Source organism: Paenibacillus sp. FSL F4-0100 (genome assembly GCF_037993005.1).
Lineage (GTDB): Bacteria > Bacillota > Bacilli > Paenibacillales > Paenibacillaceae > Paenibacillus_AQ.
The window spans coordinates 220,107-243,552 of sequence record NZ_CP150303.1; the positions used below are offsets into that span (position 1 = coordinate 220,107).

Below are 23,446 nucleotides of genomic sequence, written 5' to 3' on the forward strand. Positions count from 1 at the left end.
AAAACATGCAAGTGGAAAGAGAGGAGATATTGAATTGAAAAAATCAAGATGGACCCGCCTGCTGACGGCAGGCATGGTTGCGGTATTGTCTGTGGGACTCTTGGCCGGTTGCGGATCGGATAAGGAGACGCTTCACATTTACAGCTGGGCGGATAACTTTGATCCCGAGGTGCTGAAGGACTTCGAAGCGAAGTTCGACGTGAAGGTAACCTACGACAATTACGCAAACAATGAAGACCTGCTGGCTAAGATCAAGGCTGGCGGCAGTGGATATGACCTCATTCAGCCGTCCGATTATATGGTGAAAACGATGATTGAATCGGAGCTGCTTGAGGCGCTTGATATGAATAATATCCCGAACTTCATCAATCTTACGGATACTTTCAAAGACCCTTCTTATGACCCGGGCAATAAATATTCGATCGTCTACACGTCCGGTGTAACGGGAATTGCATATAACAAGAAGTATGTGAAGGACCAAATCAACAGCTGGGAAGACCTCTGGAACCCGGAATACAAGGGCAAAGTTCTGCTTCTGGATGACAACCGTGAAATGATCGGCATGGCGCTGAAGAAGCAAGGGAAATCCAACAGCAGCACGGATGAAGCGGAAATCACCGCAGCTACGGATGACCTGAAGACCCTGCTGCCGAATGTGCTTGCGTTTGATACGGATAACATCAAGCAGAAGATGATCCAAGAAGAAGGCTGGATTGCTACGGTCTGGTCCGGAGATGCGGCCTTCATTGCAGCGGAGAATCCGGATGTGGCGTATGTCGTGCCAGAAGAAGGGGCTACCATCTTCTCTGATAACTACGCGATTCCTAAGGGAGCCAAGAATAAAGAGCTGGCCGAGAAATTCATTAACTTCATGATGGAGCCTGAGGTCAGCGCCAAAAACTATGAATTCATCGGATACAGCAATCCGAACACCAAGGCGATGGAATTCCACAGCGAGGAATACCGCGCCAATACGATGATCAACCTGACAGATGAAGAGCTGGGCCGTACCGAATGGCTCGATAATGTCGGTGACTCGCTCTCGATCTATGATCGTTTATGGACCGAGCTGAAGAGCGGTCGTTAATTATAACTAGCATTTTCATATTTTTGTAATAAAAAAGTCTGTCCCATTGGGGCAGGCTCTTTTTTTGTTAGCAAAGAATAGGTCCTAAGGCCTGGAATAGGAAAAAATGTCCGATTTATGCGAATCGAACCACAACTTCGGGGCCCGTTTCGTTGTTATATATAAGGGAGGACGCAAATGATTTAAACCAGGTTTCTATGCGTTTAAATCAGGAAAAGGAGAAATCGGCTTGAGCGATGTGATGGGCTTGCTGGTTCTTGCAGGAATCGTAGCGGGCGTTGCAGCGGTGTTGTTTCTGAACTTCTTCAGGAAAAGCGCTCTGCATCTGGTGTTATTGAGTATTCACAGTGCGCTTGTCGGTATCGGATGATTTCTATTAAGTTATGCAGTCCGGTGCAGCGAAATCTTGTTGTTTATGGGTGCATGAGCTCTCTTTTTTGGTGTGTTTCTAAGCTTAAAAGCATTCATGCAGAAAGATTAAAAGAACGTGTAGGTCCTACGGCATGGAATCAAAATTGTCATTGGCTTTGTTACCAATACATTGAAAGCTTTCCTTATAATGATTAAGGGTAATAGATTAACAACTAACGGAAACTTAATTTAGCAAAGGTGGAATTCTGATATGAATCCTAAATTACGTGTATGTGCATCATTAATTGCAACTAGCGTCCTGCTTGGCGGTCTAGGTTTGAGCGGACAGGTCATCGATGCAAGCGCCGCTAAGGCACCCGTTTCCGCCAGCCAAAAATCGTCGAAGAATGAAGTCGTACTGAAATGGAATGGCAAGACCCTGTCACAGAAAGGTCTCGTGCTGCACGGGGTAACTTATGTGCCAGCGACCGCTTTGCGGGATGGTCTGGGGATGCCTCTTAAATATGATTCCAAAAACCGAACGTACACACTGGGTAACGGCTATAACCAGCTGAGCGCCGTCGTGTATAATTCCAACGAAATCGGCATTCTGGTGAACGGTTCGTATGCCGGCGAGCCTGGCGGACAGATCATCAATGGTCGTCTGTATGTGCCATTCAAAGCGATCAGCGAATACATGGGTGTTCAGGGACAATGGAATCCTTCTTTGAAAACACTCAGCATGACACCAAAGAAACAGAATGACATTACCATTAAATCGGTTGCGCTGAAGAAGAAGGTTCAGGGCATGGATGCTGTTGTGAACTATCCTGTAATCAGTGGACTCGATAATGCAGAGGTCCAAGCCGAAATCAACAAAGTGCTGAAAGAAAATGCATCCGGCGTAATCAGCGGTGCCGAAGGGAATGCTGAGGAATTCCCGCCGTCGGAATCCAGTATCCCTTACGAATTCAGCGGGGACTTCGTGGTTCATTACAACCAGAACGATATCCTGAGCATTACGGCGTACGATTATTCTTACACCGGTGGCGCCCATGGCATGACCTTCCGCAAAAGCTTCACCTTCTCCTTGAAGGATGGCAAGCAAATGAAGCTGGGCGATTTCATCAACATGCAGGGCAAGAATAAACAGAAGCTGAACAACCTTGTGCTGAACACGATGAAAAAAGAAGGGGGCTACCTCGGCGGATTTGAGGGCGTGCCTGCGGATGCTGATTTTTATGTGAAGGATAATGCTGCGGTGCTGTACTTCCAGCTTTATGAGTACACCGCGTATGCCTATGGATTCCCGGAATTTGAGCTGAACCTGAAAGAGTGGAAGTAAGAATATACGGTAAGCGGTTTGTGTAAACTGCAATCATTTATTTTCATACTATAGCTTGTCTAGAAACATGATGTTGTCCTGATGTAACGCTGTGCTGGAACGAGTTGCGAAAAATCCCCTGATCACGTGAGCGTGGAGTGTATACTCCCGCTTCCTGCGGTCAGGGGATTTATTGTTTTATCCCGAGGCTTGCCTTTTCCCCTCCCCAAAAAGTTAAGGCAGGCCTTTTAGGAGGGGTGCCTTACCGTCTTTAGGTTTTATTGAAAAAGTTGTCCCCTCCAGTGAGAGTATCCCCGGAGGAGCAACGCGTTCGCCTTTGAAATCGGGAAACAACCTATCCATTCATTCCAGTTTCCTGATTTCAACAGCGACCGAAGGGGATACTCTCACTCTCCCGAATTGATGTTTTCAATAAATCCCCTTCAGAGAATAAGAAAGGGCAGGCACCGAATAACGGCGCCCGCCCTTTACTTCATTTCTTTTATAAGCCTTGCGGCGGTGTATTCTCTAATACTTGATCGATCAGGCCATATTCTTTGGCTTCGTCGGCCGTCATGAAGTAGTCGCGATCGGTATCCTTCTCGATGCGCTCCAGCGGTTGGCCAGTGCGATCAGACAGGATGCGGTTCAGCTTGTCACGCATTTTGAGAATGCGGCGAGCACGGATTTCAATATCCGTAGCTTGACCTTGTGCGCCGCCGAGCGGCTGGTGAATCATAATCTCGCTGTTAGGCAGACCGTAACGTTTGCCTTTAGCGCCTGCGTTGAGCAGGAATGCACCCATAGAAGCAGCCATGCCGACACAGATCGTCGAAACGTCCGGCTTAATGAACTGCATCGTATCGAATATCGCCATACCTGCGGTAATGGAACCGCCAGGACTGTTGATGTAAAGATGAATATCCTTCTCAGGATCCTCAGCCGACAAGAACAGCATTTGGGCAATGATGGAATTGGCGACCACGTCATTTACGTCGGAGCCGAGGAAGATAATGCGGTCTTTCAGCAATCTGGAATAGATGTCGTACGCCCGCTCACCGCGGTTGCTTTGTTCAACGACCATAGGTATAAAACTCACGTGGAAAACCTCCTCTTAAGTACCTCATATAAATACTGTTACCGTATTACCCACATGATAAACAATTTAAATCAAAAAGTCAAAGATAGTCAAACTATTGGGTAAAAAAAAGAGCCGTCATGGGCACTTTAGGGTAATCAGTATAGAGAATAAAGATAAAATGGCGCGCCCGCGAGGAATCGAACCTCGATCTCAGGCTCCGGAGGCCTACGTCATATCCATTGGACCACGGGCGCATAAGAAAAATGTCTATCGACGTACATTCAAAGAAGACAGACCGCGTTTAGCGGTAGTTTTTCTTGCGATATCAGGAAGCTGACTCCGCGAAGCTTATACTTTCTGATATCTAAAAAATTAGCAACGAAGTTGATTATACCGCATCTATTTCAAAAATACAATAGCAGACAAAACTTTGTTCCTATTATATAGACAAGCCTGTAGTTGGTCATAATGAATAAGAATGCTTGGGGTAGAGAAATATACTTTCGGACACTTGCAACCGGCATGATTATTGGTTAGAATAAGGGTGGGACTTAAAAAGTTCGACTGGGACATTTTACGACCAGGTAGAGGAGAGCCGAGACGAAGTTTGCAGGAGTGGAATGCATGCGTAACCTATTAGAAATACAAGAGCAGCTTCTGCCGGATCTGATGGACATTCTTAAACGAAGGTATTCCATCCTTCATCAGATCAAGCTGTCCGGAATTGTTGGCCGAAGAACATTGGCTTCATCACTCTCGATGACCGAGCGTGTCCTCAGAGCAGAGACTGATCTTCTGAAAGCGCAAGGGCTAATCGAGATTGAAACGCTTGGCATGCGGATCAGCAGCTCAGGGATATGCTTGCTGGAGGAACTCGAACCGGTTATGAATGAGTTATTCGGACTGGTTGAACTGGAAGAGAAGATTCGTCAGGCTTATGGGCTTCGTAAAGTGGTCATTATTCCCGGTGACAGTGAGTTATCTCCGGAAGTCAAACGCGAGCTTGGCCGTGCCGGAGCAAGAACGCTGCTAAGCTTTGTAAAGGATGGAGATACGATCGCCGTAACAGGCGGCTCCACGCTCGCCGAAGTAGCAGAGCAGATGTCCTCTTTACCTGGTGGCGAACCGCTGACAAGCACTTGGTTTGTGCCTGCCCGGGGCGGTCTCGGGGAGAGTGTCGAGATTCAAGCGAACACCATTGCCTCCAAGATGGCAAAGCGTGTGGGGGCTGAGTACCGATTACTTCATGTACCAGATCTGCTAAGCGAAGATGCCTACCAGTCTTTGGTGCAGGATCAGCATATCCAGGAAATTGTGGATGTGATCAGGCGCTGCCGAGTCATTATTCACGGCATCGGAGATGCCATGGAAATGGCAAGAAGGCGGAAGCTGGATGAAAACTCTATTCAGAACTTGCAGGCAGATGGCGCGATTGCGGAATCCTTTGGCTACTACTTTAGTGAAGATGGCGAAGTTGTCCACAAAATGCTTACCCTTGGGCTTCGGCTTGAGGATATTATGCAGACAGAGACGATCATCGGCATTGCTGGAGGGCAAGGCAAGGGCAAGGCGATTCACGCGGTGCTAAAATTCGGACATGAGGATATTCTCGTTACCGATGAAGCAGCTGCACTGGAAGTCGAGAAGGAGATTGACGCCGGTATTTGAATCCACGGGCGTACAACTGATTTTTCATTATTGTTGTCTTGATTGGCTTAACGGCCAATCTTGAATATATAAATTTTACAAATATGGAGGGAACTACTCATGGTTAAAGTAGGTATTAACGGTTTTGGACGTATTGGACGTAACGTGTTCCGCGCTGCGCTGAACAACAGCGAAGTTGAAATCGTGGCAATCAACGATTTGACGGACGTAAAAACGCTGGCACACCTTTTGAAATATGACACAACTCACGGAAGACTTAATGCAACAGTTGAAGCCAAAGAAGGCGCACTCGTTGTAAACGGCCGTGAAGTGAAAGTATTCGCTGAGCGTAACCCAGAAGCATTGCCTTGGGCTGAGTATGGCGTTGAAATCGTTGTAGAATCCACTGGTATTTTCACAGCGAAAGACAAAGCTTCCGCTCACTTGAAAGGCGGCGCTAAGAAAGTTATCATCTCCGCTCCAGCTACTGACGAAGATATCACCATCGTTATGGGCGTTAATGAAGACAAATACGATGCTGCTAGCCACACCATCATTTCCAATGCTTCTTGCACGACGAACTGCTTGGCTCCTTTTGCAAAAGTTCTTGACGAGAACTTTGGTATCGTTAAAGGATTGATGACTACAATTCACTCCTACACGAATGACCAGCAAGTGCTTGATCTGCCGCACAAAGATCTGCGTCGTGCTCGTGCAGCTGCTGAAAACATCATTCCATCCACAACAGGTGCTGCTAAAGCGGTTAGCCTCGTTCTGCCACAATTGAAAGGCAAATTGAACGGTAACTCTATGCGTGTACCTACGAAGAACGTTTCTGTAACGGACCTCGTAGTTGAGCTGTCCAAAAACGTAACACTTGAAGATGTGAACGGAGCTCTGAAAGCAGCTGCTGAAGGCCCGCTCAAAGGCATCTTGAACTACTCCGAAGAGCCGCTTGTATCCAGCGACTACAATGGCGACCCAGCTTCTTCCACTATCGATTCGCTCTCCACTATGGTAGTTGGCGACAACATGGTGAAAGTTGTTTCTTGGTATGACAACGAGTGGGGCTACTCCAACCGTGTCGTTGACCTCGCTGCTTACATCGCAAGCAAAGGTCTGTAATTGATCTAGCCATACAATCGAAGAGGAGTTCCGTTTCACGGGTCTCCTCTTTGGTTCATGGTTTTTCCTTGTTTTCATGCCAGAGCACTGGGAAGAATAGACAAGATCCGGGCGCTGGTTAGCGATAGAGAGAGAAACGAGAGCAACTGCATGCTGTCGGTGAGGAGAATAGTTTTCTTAGGAGGAACGTGGAGATGAACAAGAAAAGTGTACGTGATGTAGAAGTAAGTGGCAAACGGGTGTTTGTCCGCGTCGATTTCAATGTACCGCTCGAAGATGGTAAAATTACAGACGACACTCGTATTCGCGAGACTTTGCCGACCATTAAATATTTGGTAGAGCAAGGAGCGAAAGTCATCCTGGCCAGCCACATGGGCCGTCCAAAAGGAGAGGTCGTTGAATCTTTGCGCCTGACTCCGGCAAGTCAGCGTCTGTCCGAGCTGCTCGGTAAACCGGTAGCCAAAGCGGATGAAGCTGTAGGAGAAGCGGTTAAAGCGCAAATCGATAAGATGCAAAACGGCGATGTGCTCGTGCTTGAAAACGTTCGTTTTTACGCTGGTGAAGAGAAGAATGATCCGGAACTTGCGAAGCAATTCGCCGAACTGGCCGATCTGTTCGTGAATGACGCGTTTGGTGCTGCTCACCGTGCGCACGCTTCGACAGAAGGTATCGCTCATCATCTTCCGGCAGTATCAGGATTGTTGATGGAGAAAGAGCTGTCCGTTCTCGGTAAAGCCCTTTCGAATCCGGACCGTCCTTTTACCGCCATCATCGGTGGATCGAAGGTTAAGGACAAAATCGACGTGATCGACAACCTGCTTACGCTTGCTGACAATGTCATCATCGGCGGTGGACTTGCTTACACGTTCTTCAAAGCTCAAGGCCATGAAATCGGTCAATCTCTGCTTGATAAAGATAAGCTTGATGTTGCACTTGGTTTCATCGAGAAAGCTAAAGAGCTGGGCAAAAACTTCTACCTGCCGGAAGATATCGTCGTTACGGACGAGTTCAGTGCAGATGCGAATACTAAGATCGTTGATATCGACGGCATTCCTGCCGATTGGGAAGGCGTTGACATCGGTCCTAAGACTCGCGCCAAGTATGCAGAAGTGATCAAGAACTCCAAACTTGTCGTGTGGAACGGTCCTATGGGCGTATTCGAAATCGCTCCGTTCAGCAACGGTACTCGTGAAGTGGCACAAGCCTGTGCGGATACGGAAGCTTACACGATTATCGGCGGCGGCGACTCGGCTGCAGCTGCGGAGAAATTCGGCCTTGCCGACAAGATGAATCACATCTCGACAGGCGGCGGTGCATCTCTTGAGTTCATGGAAGGCAAAGCACTTCCTGGTGTTGTGGCATTGAACGATAAATAGAATTAGGCACTACATTGGATAGCAAGTGGATGAAGAAGTTGGACCCCGATTCTTCGGGGGAATAAAGGAGTGAATCGTGTGAGAACACCTATCATAGCTGGTAACTGGAAAATGTTCAAAACTGTTCCGGAAGCAACTTCATTTATTGAAGATGTGAAAGGCAAAGCGGAAGTAGAAGGCGTGGAAAGCGTGATCTGCGCGCCATTTACCAATCTTCCTGCATTGGTTGAAGCAGCAAAGGGCACGAACATCAAAATTGGTGCACAAAATCTTCATTTTGAAGATAATGGCGCCTTTACTGGTGAAATCAGCGGTTTGATGCTGAAAGATCTGGGCGTGGACTATGTCATTATTGGACATTCCGAGCGCCGTCAGTATTTTGCCGAAACCGATGAGATCGTGAACAAGAAGGTACATGCGGCATTCCGTCATAGTCTTCTTCCGATCGTATGCGTTGGCGAAAAGCTGGAAGAACGCGAAGCTGGCCAAACCAAAGACGTGTGCAAGGTACAAACAGAAGCTGCGTTCGCAGGTGTTCCGGCTGATCAAGCGATTCATGTTGTTATTGCTTATGAGCCAATCTGGGCGATCGGAACGGGCAAATCCTCTACGGCAGAGGACGCGAACGAAGTTATCGCATACATCCGTGAACTCGTTAAAGGGCTGTATGGCGAAACCGTTGCAGACCAAGTTCGCATTCAATACGGCGGTAGCGTGAAGCCTGAAAATGTAGCGGAGTATATGGGACAAAGTGACATCGACGGCGCGCTCGTTGGTGGTGCAAGTCTACAACCGGCTTCCTACATCGCACTCGTTGAGGGGGCGAAGTAAATGTCTGCTCCAAAACCTGTAGCTCTGATCATCATGGACGGTTTCGGTCTTCGGAACACCGAGGTGGGCAATGCGGTCGCACAAGCGAACAAGCCTAACTACGACCGGTATTTGAAGCAGTACCCGAACACCACGTTGACCGCTTGCGGCGAAGCCGTAGGCTTGCCGGAAGGTCAAATGGGGAACTCCGAAGTGGGTCACTTGAACATCGGCGCAGGCCGGATTGTGTATCAAGATTTGACTCGTATCACGAAGTCGATTCGTGAAGGAGAATTCTTCGAGAACGAAACGTTGGTAGAAGCCGTTCGCGCTGCCAAGAACAACAACAAGAAGCTGCATCTGTACGGACTGGTATCCGACGGCGGCGTTCACAGTCATATTGAGCATATGTTCGCCATGCTGGATCTTTGCAAAAAGGAAGATTTCCATGACGTATACATCCATGGCTTCATGGATGGACGCGACGTGGCACCGGACAGCGGCAAGCAGTTCGTTAAGGATCTGATTGCGAAGATTGAAGAAGTGGGCGTTGGCCAAATCGCTACGCTTTCCGGTCGTTATTATGCGATGGACCGCGACAAGCGTTGGGATCGTGTCGAGAAGGCTTACCGTGCCATGGTGTATGGCGAAGGACCTAAATATACGGATCCGCTGAAAGCCATCAATGAATCTTACGAGAAATCGGTTTACGATGAATTCGTAGAACCGACCGTTATTGTGAATGGTGAAGGCGAGCCGGTTAGTCTGGTGGAGAGCGGAGATTCCGTCATCTTCCTGAACTACCGTCCTGACCGTGCGATTCAGCTGTCCCAGGTGTTTACGAATAATGATTTCCGTGGCTTTGAACGTGGACCGAAGTTCCCGCAAAACTTGCATTTTGTCTGCTTGACGCTGTTCAGCGAGACGGTGGAAGGCTTCGTCGCCTACAAACCGAAGAATCTGGACAACACGCTGGGCGAAGTGCTGGTTCAGCACAACAAGAAGCAGCTTCGTATTGCGGAAACCGAAAAGTATCCGCACGTCACGTTCTTCTTCAGCGGTGGACGCGATGTTGAGCTTCCAGGCGAAACACGCGTACTGATCAACTCGCCGAAAGTGGCGACGTACGATCTGAAACCGGAGATGAGCGCCTATGAAGTGGCGGATGCTTGTGTGAGAGAAATCGAAGCGGATAAGCATGACGCGATCATCTTGAATTTCGCGAACCCGGACATGGTAGGCCATTCCGGTATGCTGGAGCCGACGATTAAAGCCGTTGAGACGACGGATGAGTGTGTCGGCAAGGTTGTAGAGGCTGTTTTGGCAAAAGGCGGGGTTGTTCTGATTACCGCTGACCACGGAAATGCGGACATGGTATTTGATGAGAATGGACGTCCATTCACCGCACATACCACGAACCCGGTTCCGTTCATCGTAACGGATGAGAATGTAACGCTGCGCGAAGGCGGTATTCTCGCCGACATCGCGCCAACGATTCTCGATCTGATGGGACTGCCGAAGCCGGACGAAATGACCGGAACCTCCATGATTGCAGCACGTAAATAAGTAGTTCATAATGGAACATAAACATAACATTAAAAGGAGACTATACACATGACTATTATTTCTGATGTATATGCACGCGAAGTCCTTGACTCCCGCGGTAATCCAACCGTAGAGGTTGAAGTATACCTGGAATCCGGTGCAATCGGTCGCGCGATCGTTCCATCCGGTGCTTCCACTGGCATTCACGAAGCCGTTGAGCTTCGCGACGACGACAAATCCCGTTACCTGGGCAAAGGCGTTCTGAAAGCCGTTGAGAACGTGAACGAAATTATCGCTCCTGAAGTGATCGGCATGGACGCTCTGGACCAGCTCGGCATTGACAAGCTGATGATCGCTTTGGACGGTACGCCAAACAAAGGCAAACTGGGTGCGAACGCAATTCTGGCCGTATCCATGGCTGTAGCTCGCGCTGCTGCTGATGCATTGGATCTTCCATTGTACGTTTACCTTGGCGGATTCAACGCCAAACAACTTCCAGTACCTATGATGAACATCGTGAACGGTGGCGCTCACGCGGACAACAACGTTGACGTTCAAGAGTTCATGGTATTGCCTGTTGGCGCTCCTAGCTTCAAAGAAGCGCTTCGCATGGGCGCTGAAATCTTCCACAACCTGAAATCCGTTCTGAAGGGCAAAGGCCTGAACACGGCGGTTGGTGACGAAGGCGGCTTCGCCCCTAACTTCACATCCAACGAAGATGCACTGTCTTCCATCATCGAAGCGATCGAAAAAGCCGGCTACAAGCCAGGCGAAGATGTATTGCTGGGTATGGACGTTGCTTCCACCGAGTTCTTCAAAGATGGCAAGTATGTTCTGGAAGGCGAAGGCAAATCCTTCACACCAGCAGAATTCGTGGACTTGCTCGCTTCTTGGGTAGACAAATACCCGATCGTAACCATCGAAGACGGATGCTCCGAGGACGATTGGGAAGGTTGGAAATTGCTCACCGAGAAATTGGGTAACAAAATTCAACTCGTGGGTGACGACCTGTTCGTTACCAACACCGAGCGTCTGGAAAAAGGTATCAACGAAGGCATCGGTAACTCCATCCTGATCAAAGTAAACCAAATCGGCACATTGACAGAAACATTCGATGCGATCGAAATGGCAAAACGCGCAGGATACACGGCTGTAATCTCCCACCGTTCCGGTGAGTCCGAGGACAGCACGATCGCTGATATCGCAGTAGCTACGAACGCAGGTCAGATCAAAACGGGTGCTCCTTCCCGTACAGACCGTGTGGCAAAATACAACCAATTGCTTCGCATCGAAGATCAATTGGGTGAACTTGCTCAATACAACGGCTTGAAGTCGTTCTACAACTTGAAGCGCAAATAATTGAAATAATAGAAAGCCCAGCTCCTGCTTTTGAGGGAGCTGGGCTTTTTTGCATTAACTTGAGGGATGTCTGGGGGAGGGAGTGGCTGCACACTCTGATATGGTGCTGTGGGACGGTGCGTATATCGGCTCCGGTCGCTGTTAAAATCGGGAAGCAGGAATGAAATAGGTTTAAGGAGGCTTCCCGATTTTAAAGGCGAACGCGTTGCTCCTCCACCCGATATACGCACCTGAGCAGGGGAGAGGTGTGCAGCCTCTTGGGGGCATCTCGTAGGAGTGCAAAGAAAGCCCAGCTCATGTTAGGTCACATGAGCTGGGCTTGTGTGGGAGGGGGAGAAAGGGAAGGGCGGCGCACTCTGATATGGTGCTGTGGGACGGTGCGTATATCGGCTCCGGTCGCTGTTAAAATCGGGAAGCAGGAATGAAATAGGTTTAAGGAGGCTTCCCGATTTTAAAGGCGAACGCGTTGCTCCTCCACCCGATATACGCACCTGAGCAGGGGAGAGGTGTGCAGCCTCTTGGGGGCATCTCGTAGGAGTGCAAAGAAAGCCCAGCTCATGTTAGGTCACATGAGCTGGGCTTGTGTGGGAGGGGGAGAAAGGGAAGGGCGGCGCACTCTGATATGGTGCTGTGGGACGGTGCGTATATCGGCTCCGGTCGCTGTTAAAATCGGGAAGCAGGAATGAAATAGGTTTAAGGAGGCTTCCCGATTTTAAAGGCGAACGCGTTGCTCCTCCACCCGATATACGCACCTGAGCAACAAAATAGAACAAATCTACACATCCACTGCGCTTGCCCTTGGCATCGACCGCACATATCCATGCAATTTCAGGCATTCCCATTCTCAAGCGAACCCGTGCTGATATAATTGAAGAACAAGCGAGCGAAAAGGAGAGTGCGGGAGGGTGCTGAACCGAATACGATTCCTGTTTCCACACAAGCTGAAATACCGTCTGTTTGCCGCGTTCGTTCTGGTCATACTGCTGCCTTTCGGCATTTTGAATTTGTACAACTACCAACGGATCGAGACCTTGGTCCAGGAGAAAATCAGTCAGCAGAGCCACAGCCAGCTGGAGCAGATGTATCGAACGCTTGAGGATCAGTTGAGCGTGGCCTTTAAAACGCTGATTTTTCTGGAGCAGGATTCGACGGTGGCCTCCGTGCTGACCCATCCCGGGCAGCGGCAGGGACTCGAGAACAAGAATCTGATGGAGGAAAAGTTCAAAAATTTGAACAACAGCTTTTTCCTGTATAATCCGTCGGTTTATTTTACGATTCTCGACTTTCATGGCAACGCTTACACATCGTATTCTCCCAGGGAAGCGCTCAATTACAGGAAGCTGCGGGACAACCCTGGCTTTGATAGGGAACAGATGGAGGGCGTGTCGTATCACTGGGTTTCGAGCGATGCGAATTACGTGCTGAGGGATATCTCCACGAGCCCTTACCTGCTGTCGCTGTACGCTTACATGGAAACTCCCCGCAACAAGCCGTACGGCATGGCCCGGATCAGCATCGATTACTCCTTTTGGTTTCAATCGGTAATGAAGCAGTCGACGCTGCGACAGGAATATTTTTTGATTACGAGCGCCGGCGAGAACGTATCCCAATCGATCCTGAACAGCAGCCTGACAAGCGAGGTGAAAGCCAGGATTGCAGCCGAACCCAGGCAGAAGTATTTTATCGACAAAGCCTCCAATACCCTGGTGAATTATATTTACGTGGAGTCGCTGGACTGGTATATCGTGAACCGGATTCCGCTGACGGTGCTTTTTAACGAGATTGAGGAGCTGAAGCGCCAATATTTTATGACCTTTTTCCTGCTGACCGGCGCGTTTCTTATCATGACCTTCATCATTGCAGCCACGATTACACGGCCGTTATCTCATTTGCAGAATAAGATGAAGGCGGTTGTCCGCAAAAATCTGAAAATCCGCCTGCCGGAACGAAAGTTCAGAGGCGAGATTCTGGAATTGACGCAGACGTTCAATTCCATGCTCGACGACATGGATGTGCTGATTCAGCGATTGAAGGCTGAGGAAAGGCAGAAGGAAGCGGTGCATTTTCATATGCTGCTGGCCCAGTTGAACCCGCATTTTCTGCTCAACACGCTAAATACGGTCAAGTGGATTGCCATCCGTCATGGAAATGACGATATCACCAATATCACCCTGTCTCTCGGCAAACTGCTGGAGGCGAGTCTGAATACGGAGAAAGATCTGGTGCACCTGAAGGATGAAATCGAGCTGGTGCAGGCCTATGTGCATATTCAGCAGGTGCGTTACAATCACCGGTTTGACGTGACTTTTGCGTATGACGAGGACATTCTCTATGCGCTTGTGCCCAAGCTCAGTCTGCAGCCGCTCGTGGAGAATGCCATCATTCACGGAATCGGGCCTCTGCCGGAGCAGGAGGGTCTTATTGAAATTACGGTTACCCGGGAAGGGCCGAACCGGCTGGCGGTCGAGATCAAGGACAACGGCGTAGGCATGGAGCAGTCCCGGCAGGCGAACGGGATGCGTAAACGGCCGGGTATCGGTCTTAGCAATGTACAGGAACTGCTTCGGCTGCTGTTTAAAGAAGAGGGCAGCATGGAGATTATTTCTTCGGAGCTGGGAACGAGGATTCGGTTCTCTATCCCGTTGTTAATCTCAACACCCTATCAGAATGATCACTTGATTTCATCATAACGGGCAGATTATTCGGCGCTTCGCCCTGTGCGGGCTGGAACGGGATTTTAAAAGCTTCAAGGAGGGGAGACCTATGTGGAAGGTGCTGCTGGTGGAGGATGAGGTGTTCGTGCGAGAGTCCGTGCGGGAGATCATCGCGTGGGAGGAGCTTGGATTCAAGGTGGCGGGAGAGGCAGGCAACGGTGCCGAGGCGCTGGAGATGATCCGGAGCAACCCGCCCGATCTCGTGCTGACTGATATCGTGATGCCGGAGATGGACGGCGTGGAGCTCCTCCGCAGAACCCGGGAAGAGGGGTACGCCTCGCGGTTCGTGATGCTGACCTGCATGAGTGATTTCGAGTATGTCCGGCAGGCGATGGAATATGGTGCATCCAACTATATCTTGAAGCTGTCAATGAGCGTGAATACGCTGCGGGAAACGCTGCACAAAATGAACGCCGAGCTGACGAAGAATAACCCGAACCCGAGCCAACCTGTTCCGATTCCGGTCGCGCCCACGGAGACGATGCCGTCACAGCCGGCACATCATCCCTCCCCAAGGGAAATTACGTCGCACCCGGAAGTACAGAAGATACTGCAGTATATCCATGAGCACTACGAGCAGGACATTACGGTGAAATCGATGTCGGGCTACGTGATGATGGGCGAAAATTACGTCAGCGCGCTCTTCAAGAAAAAGACCGGACGCACCTTGATTCATTATTTGCACCAGGTCCGGGTGGATAAAGCCATCGCGTATTTGCTTCAAACCGACCTCCCTGTTCACGAGATCGGCCTTCGGGTGGGGTTCGTGAACGACAATTATTTTATTAAAATATTCAAGCGGTTGACCGGCTTCACGCCGAGTAAATACAGACAGCACGGCAAAGACCTCAAATAGAACGATTCTATGCAAGACATAGGATTCGCCGAAACAGGAATTCCATCGTTTTGTTCCATCATCTGAATGGATATGTAGCTTAAAAGCGGCTCCCGTTCCCTGCTACGATGAGAGGGCATCATCAAAACCATTATGATTTTCTGGGAGGTCTCTAATATGAAAAATAAAAAGGGATGGGCGATGCTTCTCATTGGTATCATGCTATTGGGTCTTCTCGCCGGTTGCGGTGGTAAGGAACCGTCATCCGCAAGTGAGGGACAAGGAACGGACAATTCGAAAGCGCCTTCATCGGGCGAACCGATCAAACTAACCATGTGGGGCGGCGTACCGCCGGAAGCGGGACCGCAAGAAGTCATTGACGCATGGAATGCTGAGCATCCGGATGTTCAAGTCGAATATGTGCGCTACGTCAATGACGATGACGGAAACCTGAAGCTCGATACTGCCATGATTACGGGCCAGGATGTAGACCTGTTCGTAAATTACACGCTTTCCCAAACGTCCAAACGGGTGGAGTCCAACCTAGCCTTGGATCTGAGCCAATTTGGCGATTACAATATTGACGAGAAAATGGGACCTGACGCCGAAGGCTGGAAAATCAACGGGAAGTATTATGGAATGCCGACCACGAAGAGTGCGTTCTTCGTCGCGCTGAACAAGGAAGCCCTCGATGCAGCCGGACTGCCGGTTCCGAAGGACTGGACATGGGATGAGCTGCGCGAATATGCCAAGAAACTCAAAGTCGGTAACAACTACGGGTTTATTCAAAATATGGAGCCTTTCGTCGATCCGATTGATTCGGTGTTATCGCAAGAGGGGTACACCAAGGTGGACGGAACTTCGAATCTGGACCACCCGCTGGTCAAAAAATGGCTGGAAACCCTAAAGGTCATGATGAAGGAAGACAAGACCACGCCGCCGCTCGGAGAGCAGCTGACTTCCAAAATGCCGGTGGAGCAAGTGTTCCTGAGCAGAGAAGTGCCTATGTTGAATATCGGGGCCTGGCTCCTGCGAAGCTCGAACAACTTTACCGATTTCCCGCGCGACTTCACCATCGCATTCGCACAAGTGCCGAGACTGACGGACAGTGCAGACAATTACGTGACAAGGGGCGGTCTCGGAGATTACATCTCCATTAATGCCAAATCTAAAAAGCAAGCGGAAGCTTGGGAATTCCTGAAGTGGTATGCGGACGGAGGCATGGCTCCTATGGCTGCTGGCGGAAGATTGCCTGCTTCGAAGGACGCCAATCAGGAAGAAGCGTTAAACAGCCTGCTCGGGGATAAGAAAGACACGTATGACCTGGATTCCCTGATGCATGTCATGTTCGAAGACAAAACGCCTACGTATGTAAGGAGCTTGCCGCAAGAGGTAATGGATATGCGCGCCCAGGAGTACGAGAAGTACTTCCTGGACGCACAATCGCTGGATCAAACTCTAGAAGCCATGGTAAACCGGCATAATACGTTATTAAAAGAGGGCAAATAAGGGGTTATCAGCACTAATAGAAGGGGACTATCGCTTCAGCGGTGGTCCCCTTTTTTGCTTGAGATAATAGAACAAATCTACGGAGCCGCCGAAATTCATGGCCCTGCAATTGCATACTTCTGTAGCATAAAGTCGAAGGTTTTGTTCCTTATCCCCGCTGGGTCCCGACTGCTATGCTTGAGATGAAAAAGACCAAGAGGAGTGGGGCTATGTGAAAACATCCTGGATGAAACGGCAACAGTATCTCGGCTATCTGTTTATCGGTCCGAACATGATCGGCGTGATGCTGTTTTTTATTGTGCCAGCCTTGTATTCGTTCTATCTCATGTTTACGGACTACAAATTTATGAGCTCGGACACGAAGTTCGTGGGTCTGGCCAATATTCAAAAAATGCTGGGCGACGAGGTCTTCTACATTTCGATCAAAAATACGTTGTTCTTTCTGTTATCCGTGCCCGTATCGATCGGACTGGCTTTTATCGTTGCCGTGGTTCTGAACCGCTCGGTGTATTTAAAAAAGCTGCTCCGCGCCTTATATTTCATGCCTTACATCACCAGCGGCGTCGCCGTGGCTTTCGTGTGGATGCTGCTGTTCCATCCGAATAACGGCCCGATCAACGGAATCCTCAAGTCGTTCGGCATTACCAATCCCCCGGGATGGCTGTCCACCATGGATTCCTCCATGTATGCCATCGACATCATCTGGATCTGGTTTATGCTCGGCTATAACATGATCATCTACCTAGCCGCTCTGCAAGAGGTTTCGACTGAACTGCTGGAGGCCGCCAAAATCGACGGGGCCCGCGCCTGGCAAACCGTTCGCAGCATCCTGTGGCCGCTCGTCAGCCCTACAACCTTCCTTCTGCTGATTACCGGGCTCATCATGACCATCAAGCAATTCGGGATCATTCAAGCCATTACGCAAGGGGGCCCGGGCAACAGCACCACCGTGCTGTCCCTGTTCATTTACCAAAACGCCTTCCGTTACTACGAAATGGGTTATGCATCCGCGATCTCCTGGGCGCTGTTCTTGATCATCATGATCTTCACCGTCATTCAATGGATCGGTCAGAAGCGCTGGGTTCACTATTAAGGAGGAAGGAATATGACCAAAGCTTTATATACTAAAATAATCATCACGCTCATTATGCTGTTCTTCAGCGTAATTATGATCGTTCCTTTCCTCTGGATGATCAGCACCTCGTTCAAGATGCCGGCGGAAGTGTTCCAATACCCGATTAAGTGGATTCCCGCCCAATTCATGTGGGATCATCATGTGAAAGTGTGGACCGGAGCGAACAGCTTTGGCCAATACTACCTGAACTCGCTAAAAGTCGCCTTGATCAGCACCGTCGGAGCGGTACTGCTGTCCGCTTTAGCCGCTTACGGCTTTGCCCGGATCGAGTTTAAGGGACGGAATGCTATGTTCATGATCTATCTGTCGATGATGATGGTCCCTCCCCAGGTCTTGTTTGTACCGAAGTTCATCATGTTCGACTGGGTCGGTATCTACAACACGCATTGGGCCCTTATATTGCCGGGCGTATTCACGATTTTCGGGGTGTTCATGATGCGGCAGTTCTTCCTCTCCGTACCGCATGAAATTTCGGAGGCTGCCTTTATCGACGGAGCAGGACATTTCCGCATTTTTTCCCGGATCATTCTGCCGATGGCGAAGCCTTCCCTGGCTACGCTGGCCATTATCGATTTCTCCTGGCACTGGAACGATTACGAGAACGCTTTGGTGTTTTTGATCGATCAGGATCTGTATACCGTTCCGTTGGGACTACAAAATTTCATACTGGAAAATACGGTGGATTATAACGGCATGATGGCGGCGGCGACCGCAGGCATCATTCCGATGATTCTCGTGTTCCTGATCGGTCAGAAATATATCATTCAGGGCGTGGCGAGCTCGGCTGTAAAAGGATAGCCCAGAATCCAGGTCCGTACATGAGCTGGACGAAAAATGAAAGGAGTCGTATCATGAGAAACGAAACGGCAGTAAGTGACATTACGGTGGTTGGCGGAGGTTTGGCAGGGGTATGTGCTGCGGTGGCAGCCGCTAGACTCGGACAGAAGGTAGCGCTCGTGCAGAACCGTCCCGTGCTGGGGGGCAACTCCAGCAGCGAGGTGCGGGTATGGGTTTGCGGCGCGACGGCCCACGGGATCAACCGCTATGCCCGGGAAACCGGCATTATGGGCGAGATGTTCGTGGAGAACCAGTACCGGAATCCGGACGGCAATCCGTATCTATGGGATTTGATCGTGCTGGAGACCGTACGGGCCGAGCCGAATATAACCTTGTTCTTGAATACGGACGTGCATGAGGTTGAAGCGGATGGTGATTCTGACGCGAGGCAGATCCGATCGGTTACCGGTTGGATGATGGGCTCGGAGCGGCGCATCCGGTTTGAGAGTCCCGTGTTCCTGGATTGCACGGGGGACGGGCTGGTCGGCTTTCTGGCGGGAGCGAAATACCGGATCGGGCGGGAAGCCCGCAGCGAATACGGGGAGGAATGGGCGCCGGAGACTGCGGACGATGTGACGCTCGGCAGCACGTTGCTGTTCTACACCAAGGATGCCGGACATCCGGTGAAATTCGTGCCGCCCGTTTTTGCGAAGGATATTACGCAGACGCCGATCCCGATCAAGCGGGTCATCCGCAGCGGCGACTCGGGCTGCCATTACTGGTGGATCGAATGGGGCGGGGAGCTCGATACCGTGCATGACAATGAGCGGATCCGCGATGAGCTGTGGTCGGTCATTTACGGCATATGGGACTATATCAAAAATTCCGGCAAATTCGATGCCGTCAATATGACGCTGGAGTGGGTCGGCGCCCAGCCGGGCAAGCGGGAATACCGCCGGTTTGTCGGCGACTATGTGCTCACGCAGAACGATATCATGGCCCAGGAGCCGTTCGAGGACCGGGTGGCCTTCGGCGGCTGGTCGATCGATCTGCATCCGCCGCAGGGCATGTACGCCGAAGAGAGCGGCTCGAAGCATATGCATGCGGACGGGAATTACCATATCCCGTACCGCAGCCTGTATTCGGCAAACGTGACCAACCTGCTGTTCGCCGGGCGCAACATTAGCGCCACCCATGTGGCCTTTGGCACCACGCGGGTCATGGCGACCTGCGCCGTCCTGGGCGAAGCGGCCGGCACGGCTGCGGCGCTGTGCGTCCAGCACGGCATCACGCCGCGCGAGCTGTCGCGCAGCCGGAGCGGGGAGCTTCAGCAGACGCTGCTGAAGCAGGATGCCTCCGTGCTCGGGGTGGTGAACCGCGATCCGCGGGATCTGGCCCGAAGCGCCAAGATCAGCGCATCGTCCCACCTGTCCAGGATTGCGATCGAGGAGGCGGAGGCCTCTTATGCGCTGGAACGGGACATCGCCGTGCTGATGCCGGCCGATCCGCGTCTGAGCGGAGAACTGGAATGGCTGATCGATGCGAAGCGGGATACTCAACTGACCGTAGAAATTTGGAGCACCGGGAAAAAGGAGAATTACGTGCCCGCCAAGCTGGAGAGCCGGACGGAGATCCAGGTGAAGGCAGGAACGCAGCAGTGGGCAGCCATGCCCGTTGATTGGCAGCCGGGAGAAGCGCAGAATGCGTTTGTCATCGTCCGTCGCAATCCGGATCTCTGCCTGTATCTGTCCTCCCGGACCGTCAGCGGATGTCTTGCTTTTGAACGCGGTGCTGCCTCGCAGGTGTCCAAGGAGCTCGAGGACCATGACGACAACCAGCTCGTTGTCGAGTGGAGCATGAAAAAATGGGTTCGCCGAATGTTTTGCCTGAGAATGACCGGCATCACGGATGCTTATCATCCCGAGCATGTCATTGACGGCTATAAACGTCCGTTCGGCGGTCCGCATATGTGGGTATCGGAGCGCATCGCAGACGGGGAGACGCCTTGGTTGAAGCTGGAATGGGAAGAGGCGCGGACGATTCGTGAGATTCACCTCATTTTCAACGATGACGTTAATGAAGATCTGATCAATCTGCACCATCATCGTACGCCTTTCGATATCATCCCTGAGCTGGTCTGTGCCTATAGATTAGAGGCGCTGGATTCGGAAGGGAATTGGATTACGCTTGACTTGGAGGCGCATAACCGCCGCCGGAAGAGAGTCCACCGTTTGGAGGAGCCTGTTCAGAGCACGGCGCTTCGGTTGGTGGTGGAAAGCACGAACGGCTCGGATTATGCCGAGGTTATTGAAGTGAGGGTTTACTGTTAGTTAAAAAATAAAAGCTGGCTCCTGTATTCTGATATTACCCCCGTCAAGTAGACAGTATTAAAACTGAAAACATTAAGCAGCCTTAGTTCGGTACTCTACAGGACTAAGGTTGTTTAGTTTTGCTTGGAATCTATCGTAATTGTAAAACCGTATGTATTCATGAATACCAGTAACAAGAGCCTCTTCCGACTCAAATGATTCCAGGTATAAACATTCTGTTTTGAAATGCCCAAAGAAACTCTCCATACATGCATTATCCAAACATTTACCTTTTCTAGACATACTGGCTTTCATTTTGTATTGCTTCATCAGTTTATTAAAACGTCTGGAAGTATATTGATACCCTTGATCACTATGAAGAAGAACTCCTTTTGTTTTACGGGTACTTCGAGCCTTCTCCAATGTATCAATCACAAGTTCTAGATCATTTTTGGTGCTTATGTTGTACGCGATGATTTCGTTATTATAAAGATCATATATGGTAGACAGGTAGAGGTTTTTCTTATTATACGGTATGTAAGTAATATCAGTGACCCACTTCTCATTAGGACGGTCTGCATGGAACTCTCTGTTCAACACATTGTCAGATACTACGCATACTTCCTTTTTACCATGAAATTTTTTCTTCTTTCTGATTTGTGCTTGTATGCCCATTTGCTTCATTAAGCGGTAAACCCTTTTGCGGTTAATATGTAGTCCATACGTTTTATTCAGCCATATTTGCATCCTCGGATAGCCTAATATGCCTCGCAGGCGTTGATGGGCCTCTAGTATCTTCTCCTTTAGAGCTTGATCCTCTAGTTGTTTAGGTGAGGACGTAAAACGTCTTCTTTGCCATTTGTAATAGCCACTCCTAGAAACTTGAGCTATTTCACAAAGCATTGAGATTTTATGTCCCGCAACAACTGCCAACTGCTCTATAACGACATACTGAGTAATTCTACTTATAGCTTGCTTCGCCCCCTTTGTAGCGCCCAAAGCTTTTTTAAGTATTCATTCTCTGTACGTAATCTAACTAATTCCTCTTCAGGACTTAACGGATTCTTTCTTGGTCTACCTATATTAATCCCCGTTGTTTTCCCACGTTTCTCTTCAAGCCCCGGCAATCCTTCATTCTCGTAAAATTTAACCCAGCGCCTTATAGTGGCCTCTGGAATACCCAACTTTTTAGCAACTCGCTTATACCCGAAGCCCTGTTCAAGGTACATCTGAACAGCTTTATATTTTGTTTCAGCTGAATGCGTATGTTGAATTCTAATTCTTCCCATGAAAAATCCCCTCCAAGTTAACAATAAGAGTCAGTCTCTTATCTGTCTACCTAAAGGGGATAATATCATTCATCAGGTGCCAGCTTTATTTCGCTTGTGAATTTCGACGAGCCCTCAAAAGGCTGACCGTGGCTCATTGGCATTTCGGTCCTTCTTGAAATAACCGCTTAGTAAGAGGTCACCGAACAGGATCATAAAGGTGGCTTGCTGTAGGCAAGATCATGTATTCATAAGGTTGATGATGCTAATCTTCTTTCGACGGAAAGATCGTCAATTCTGCTGCAGCATCTCCAAAATTGCCCCTGCAGCAAGCGAGGGCGACACCTGCTTCCGAACTGCGACTCCGATATATCGATCCGGTAATGGCGTTTCTGTTCGAAGCTCTAGCAAGGAACCGTCCGAGATGCGGGACGCGACGAAGGCTCGCGGCAAGAATGCTGTTCCATAACCGCGCTCGGCAAATTCCGCTAACATGTCCAGGCTGTTCAACTCGAAGTCGGCTTCCACGTCCACTCCTTGTGACCGGAACCACCCTTCGATGAAGGAGCGCGTCGAGCTGCCGGGGGATAGCATTAAGAGGGGGAGCTCCGCCAACTGTTCTGTACGAAGGGGCTCTCGCGCCCATTCTGCGAAGGCCGTTCCGATCACAGCGCAATAAGGGGAGTCATGCGAGTCGATGATCTTGATCTCTTCATCCGATACGGGCAGGTGAACAAAGCCGAGATCCAATGAGCCTTTCTTTAAGCGCTCCAAAATGCTGCTTGTCCGCTCCTGTGACAGCTGAATACGGATGTCGGGATAGCGGACATGGAATCGGTCGAGCAAGGCGAGGAGAAAGTCCTTGAGGATTGCCCCGTTCGCGCCAATCCTCAGCCTGCCTTCGCTGAACTGCTGTAGCCTTTTCAAGCGGCGCTCGGCTGAATCAAGTTCATCGAATGCTTGCCTTACATGCTGATACAAGGCCTGACCTTCTTGCGTTAAGCGGACACCCTTGGATAACCGGTCGAACAGCCCTACACCGAGTGCTTCTTCCAACTGCTTGATGGCGTAACTCACAGAAGGCTGTGTCATATGGAGGTTTTGCGCAGCTTTCGTCAGATTGGAAGTCTCTGCCGCATGCAGGAACACTCGATACCATTCCGTGTTTGCGATCATATGTCATCAATCCTCTCT

Annotated in this window: 19 protein-coding genes and 1 tRNA gene; 15 read left to right on the forward strand and 5 right to left on the reverse strand. The window is 50.0% G+C overall.

Annotation, left to right across the window (positions count from 1 at the left end; genetic code table 11):
- Positions 1 to 34: 34 nt before the first annotated feature.
- The 3 genes from MHH48_RS01100 (at position 35) to MHH48_RS01110 (ending at position 2,783) form a co-directional block, all read left to right on the forward strand.
- Positions 35 to 1,087, forward strand: coding sequence for a spermidine/putrescine ABC transporter substrate-binding protein (locus MHH48_RS01100; RefSeq protein WP_076326189.1), 1,053 nt, complete (start codon positions 35 to 37; stop codon positions 1,085 to 1,087).
- A gap of 229 nt (positions 1,088 to 1,316) precedes the next feature.
- Complete coding sequence (locus MHH48_RS01105; protein WP_256720844.1) at positions 1,317 to 1,457, forward strand: hypothetical protein; 141 nt, start codon at positions 1,317 to 1,319, stop codon at positions 1,455 to 1,457.
- A 252-nt stretch (positions 1,458 to 1,709) separates the two neighbouring features.
- Complete coding sequence (locus MHH48_RS01110; protein WP_076326190.1) at positions 1,710 to 2,783, forward strand: DUF4163 domain-containing protein; 1,074 nt, start codon at positions 1,710 to 1,712, stop codon at positions 2,781 to 2,783.
- Between the two features lie 481 nt (positions 2,784 to 3,264).
- On the opposite strand, the gene clpP is transcribed toward MHH48_RS01110, so the two are convergent.
- Positions 3,265 to 3,861, reverse strand: a complete 597-nt coding sequence (clpP, locus tag MHH48_RS01115) for an ATP-dependent Clp endopeptidase proteolytic subunit ClpP (RefSeq protein WP_006207581.1) — start codon at positions 3,859 to 3,861, stop codon at positions 3,265 to 3,267.
- A 161-nt stretch (positions 3,862 to 4,022) separates the two neighbouring features.
- A tRNA-Arg gene (locus tag MHH48_RS01120) sits at positions 4,023 to 4,097 on the reverse strand.
- 370 nt (positions 4,098 to 4,467) lie between these two features.
- Here MHH48_RS01120 and MHH48_RS01125 point away from each other — a divergent pair.
- The 12 genes from MHH48_RS01125 (at position 4,468) to MHH48_RS01180 (ending at position 21,005) form a co-directional block, all read left to right on the forward strand.
- Positions 4,468 to 5,511 (forward strand): sugar-binding domain-containing protein, encoded by a 1,044-nt coding sequence (locus MHH48_RS01125; RefSeq protein ID WP_076326191.1) that lies wholly within the window; start codon positions 4,468 to 4,470, stop codon positions 5,509 to 5,511.
- Positions 5,512 to 5,610: 99 nt separating this feature from the next.
- Entirely contained in the window at positions 5,611 to 6,615 is a 1,005-nt protein-coding gene (gene gap, locus MHH48_RS01130) for a type I glyceraldehyde-3-phosphate dehydrogenase (RefSeq protein WP_076326192.1), read from the forward strand.
- A gap of 194 nt (positions 6,616 to 6,809) precedes the next feature.
- Entirely contained in the window at positions 6,810 to 7,991 is a 1,182-nt protein-coding gene (locus tag MHH48_RS01135) for a phosphoglycerate kinase (protein WP_076326193.1), read from the forward strand.
- 78 nt (positions 7,992 to 8,069) lie between these two features.
- Positions 8,070 to 8,822, forward strand: a complete 753-nt coding sequence (tpiA, locus tag MHH48_RS01140) for a triose-phosphate isomerase (protein WP_076326194.1) — start codon at positions 8,070 to 8,072, stop codon at positions 8,820 to 8,822.
- Positions 8,823 to 10,367 carry a 2,3-bisphosphoglycerate-independent phosphoglycerate mutase gene (gene gpmI / locus MHH48_RS01145; RefSeq protein ID WP_076326195.1) on the forward strand — a complete coding sequence of 515 codons (1,545 nt, stop codon included), beginning with the start codon at positions 8,823 to 8,825 and terminating at the stop codon, positions 10,365 to 10,367.
- 48 nt (positions 10,368 to 10,415) lie between these two features.
- Positions 10,416 to 11,705: a phosphopyruvate hydratase gene (gene eno / locus MHH48_RS01150; protein ID WP_076326196.1), complete on the forward strand. Its 1,290-nt coding sequence runs from the start codon at positions 10,416 to 10,418 to the stop codon at positions 11,703 to 11,705.
- Between the two features lie 905 nt (positions 11,706 to 12,610).
- Positions 12,611 to 14,395 (forward strand): sensor histidine kinase, encoded by a 1,785-nt coding sequence (locus tag MHH48_RS01155; RefSeq protein WP_076322667.1) that lies wholly within the window; start codon positions 12,611 to 12,613, stop codon positions 14,393 to 14,395.
- A 73-nt stretch (positions 14,396 to 14,468) separates the two neighbouring features.
- Positions 14,469 to 15,275, forward strand: a complete 807-nt coding sequence (locus tag MHH48_RS01160; protein WP_076322666.1) for a response regulator — start codon at positions 14,469 to 14,471, stop codon at positions 15,273 to 15,275.
- 156 nt (positions 15,276 to 15,431) lie between these two features.
- The gene (locus MHH48_RS01165) at positions 15,432 to 16,763 is read left to right on the forward strand and encodes an extracellular solute-binding protein (protein WP_076322665.1); all 1,332 of its coding nucleotides are present in this window, start codon (positions 15,432 to 15,434) and stop codon (positions 16,761 to 16,763) included.
- Positions 16,764 to 16,974: 211 nt separating this feature from the next.
- On the forward strand, positions 16,975 to 17,856 hold the full coding sequence (locus MHH48_RS01170; RefSeq protein ID WP_076322664.1) for a sugar ABC transporter permease: 882 nt from the start codon (positions 16,975 to 16,977) through the stop codon (positions 17,854 to 17,856).
- Between the two features lie 12 nt (positions 17,857 to 17,868).
- The gene (locus tag MHH48_RS01175; RefSeq protein ID WP_076322663.1) at positions 17,869 to 18,696 is read left to right on the forward strand and encodes a carbohydrate ABC transporter permease; all 828 of its coding nucleotides are present in this window, start codon (positions 17,869 to 17,871) and stop codon (positions 18,694 to 18,696) included.
- A 53-nt stretch (positions 18,697 to 18,749) separates the two neighbouring features.
- Positions 18,750 to 21,005, forward strand: a complete 2,256-nt coding sequence (locus tag MHH48_RS01180; protein ID WP_076322662.1) for an FAD-dependent oxidoreductase — start codon at positions 18,750 to 18,752, stop codon at positions 21,003 to 21,005.
- A gap of 72 nt (positions 21,006 to 21,077) precedes the next feature.
- Here the strand turns inward: MHH48_RS01180 and MHH48_RS01185 are convergent, their stop codons facing one another.
- The 3 genes from MHH48_RS01185 to MHH48_RS01195 all read right to left on the reverse strand — a co-directional run bounded on the left by MHH48_RS01185 (position 21,078) and on the right by MHH48_RS01195 (position 23,428).
- Positions 21,078 to 21,983, reverse strand: a complete 906-nt coding sequence (locus tag MHH48_RS01185; protein ID WP_076322661.1) for an IS3 family transposase — start codon at positions 21,981 to 21,983, stop codon at positions 21,078 to 21,080.
- The gene (locus MHH48_RS01190) at positions 21,950 to 22,273 is read right to left on the reverse strand and encodes a helix-turn-helix domain-containing protein (protein ID WP_076322660.1); all 324 of its coding nucleotides are present in this window, start codon (positions 22,271 to 22,273) and stop codon (positions 21,950 to 21,952) included. The genes MHH48_RS01185 and MHH48_RS01190 overlap by 34 nt, the downstream gene beginning before the upstream one ends.
- A 270-nt stretch (positions 22,274 to 22,543) precedes the next feature.
- A complete protein-coding gene (locus MHH48_RS01195; protein WP_083659650.1) occupies positions 22,544 to 23,428 on the reverse strand; it encodes a LysR family transcriptional regulator in 885 nt (294 codons plus the stop codon).
- Positions 23,429 to 23,446 lie beyond the last annotated feature (18 nt).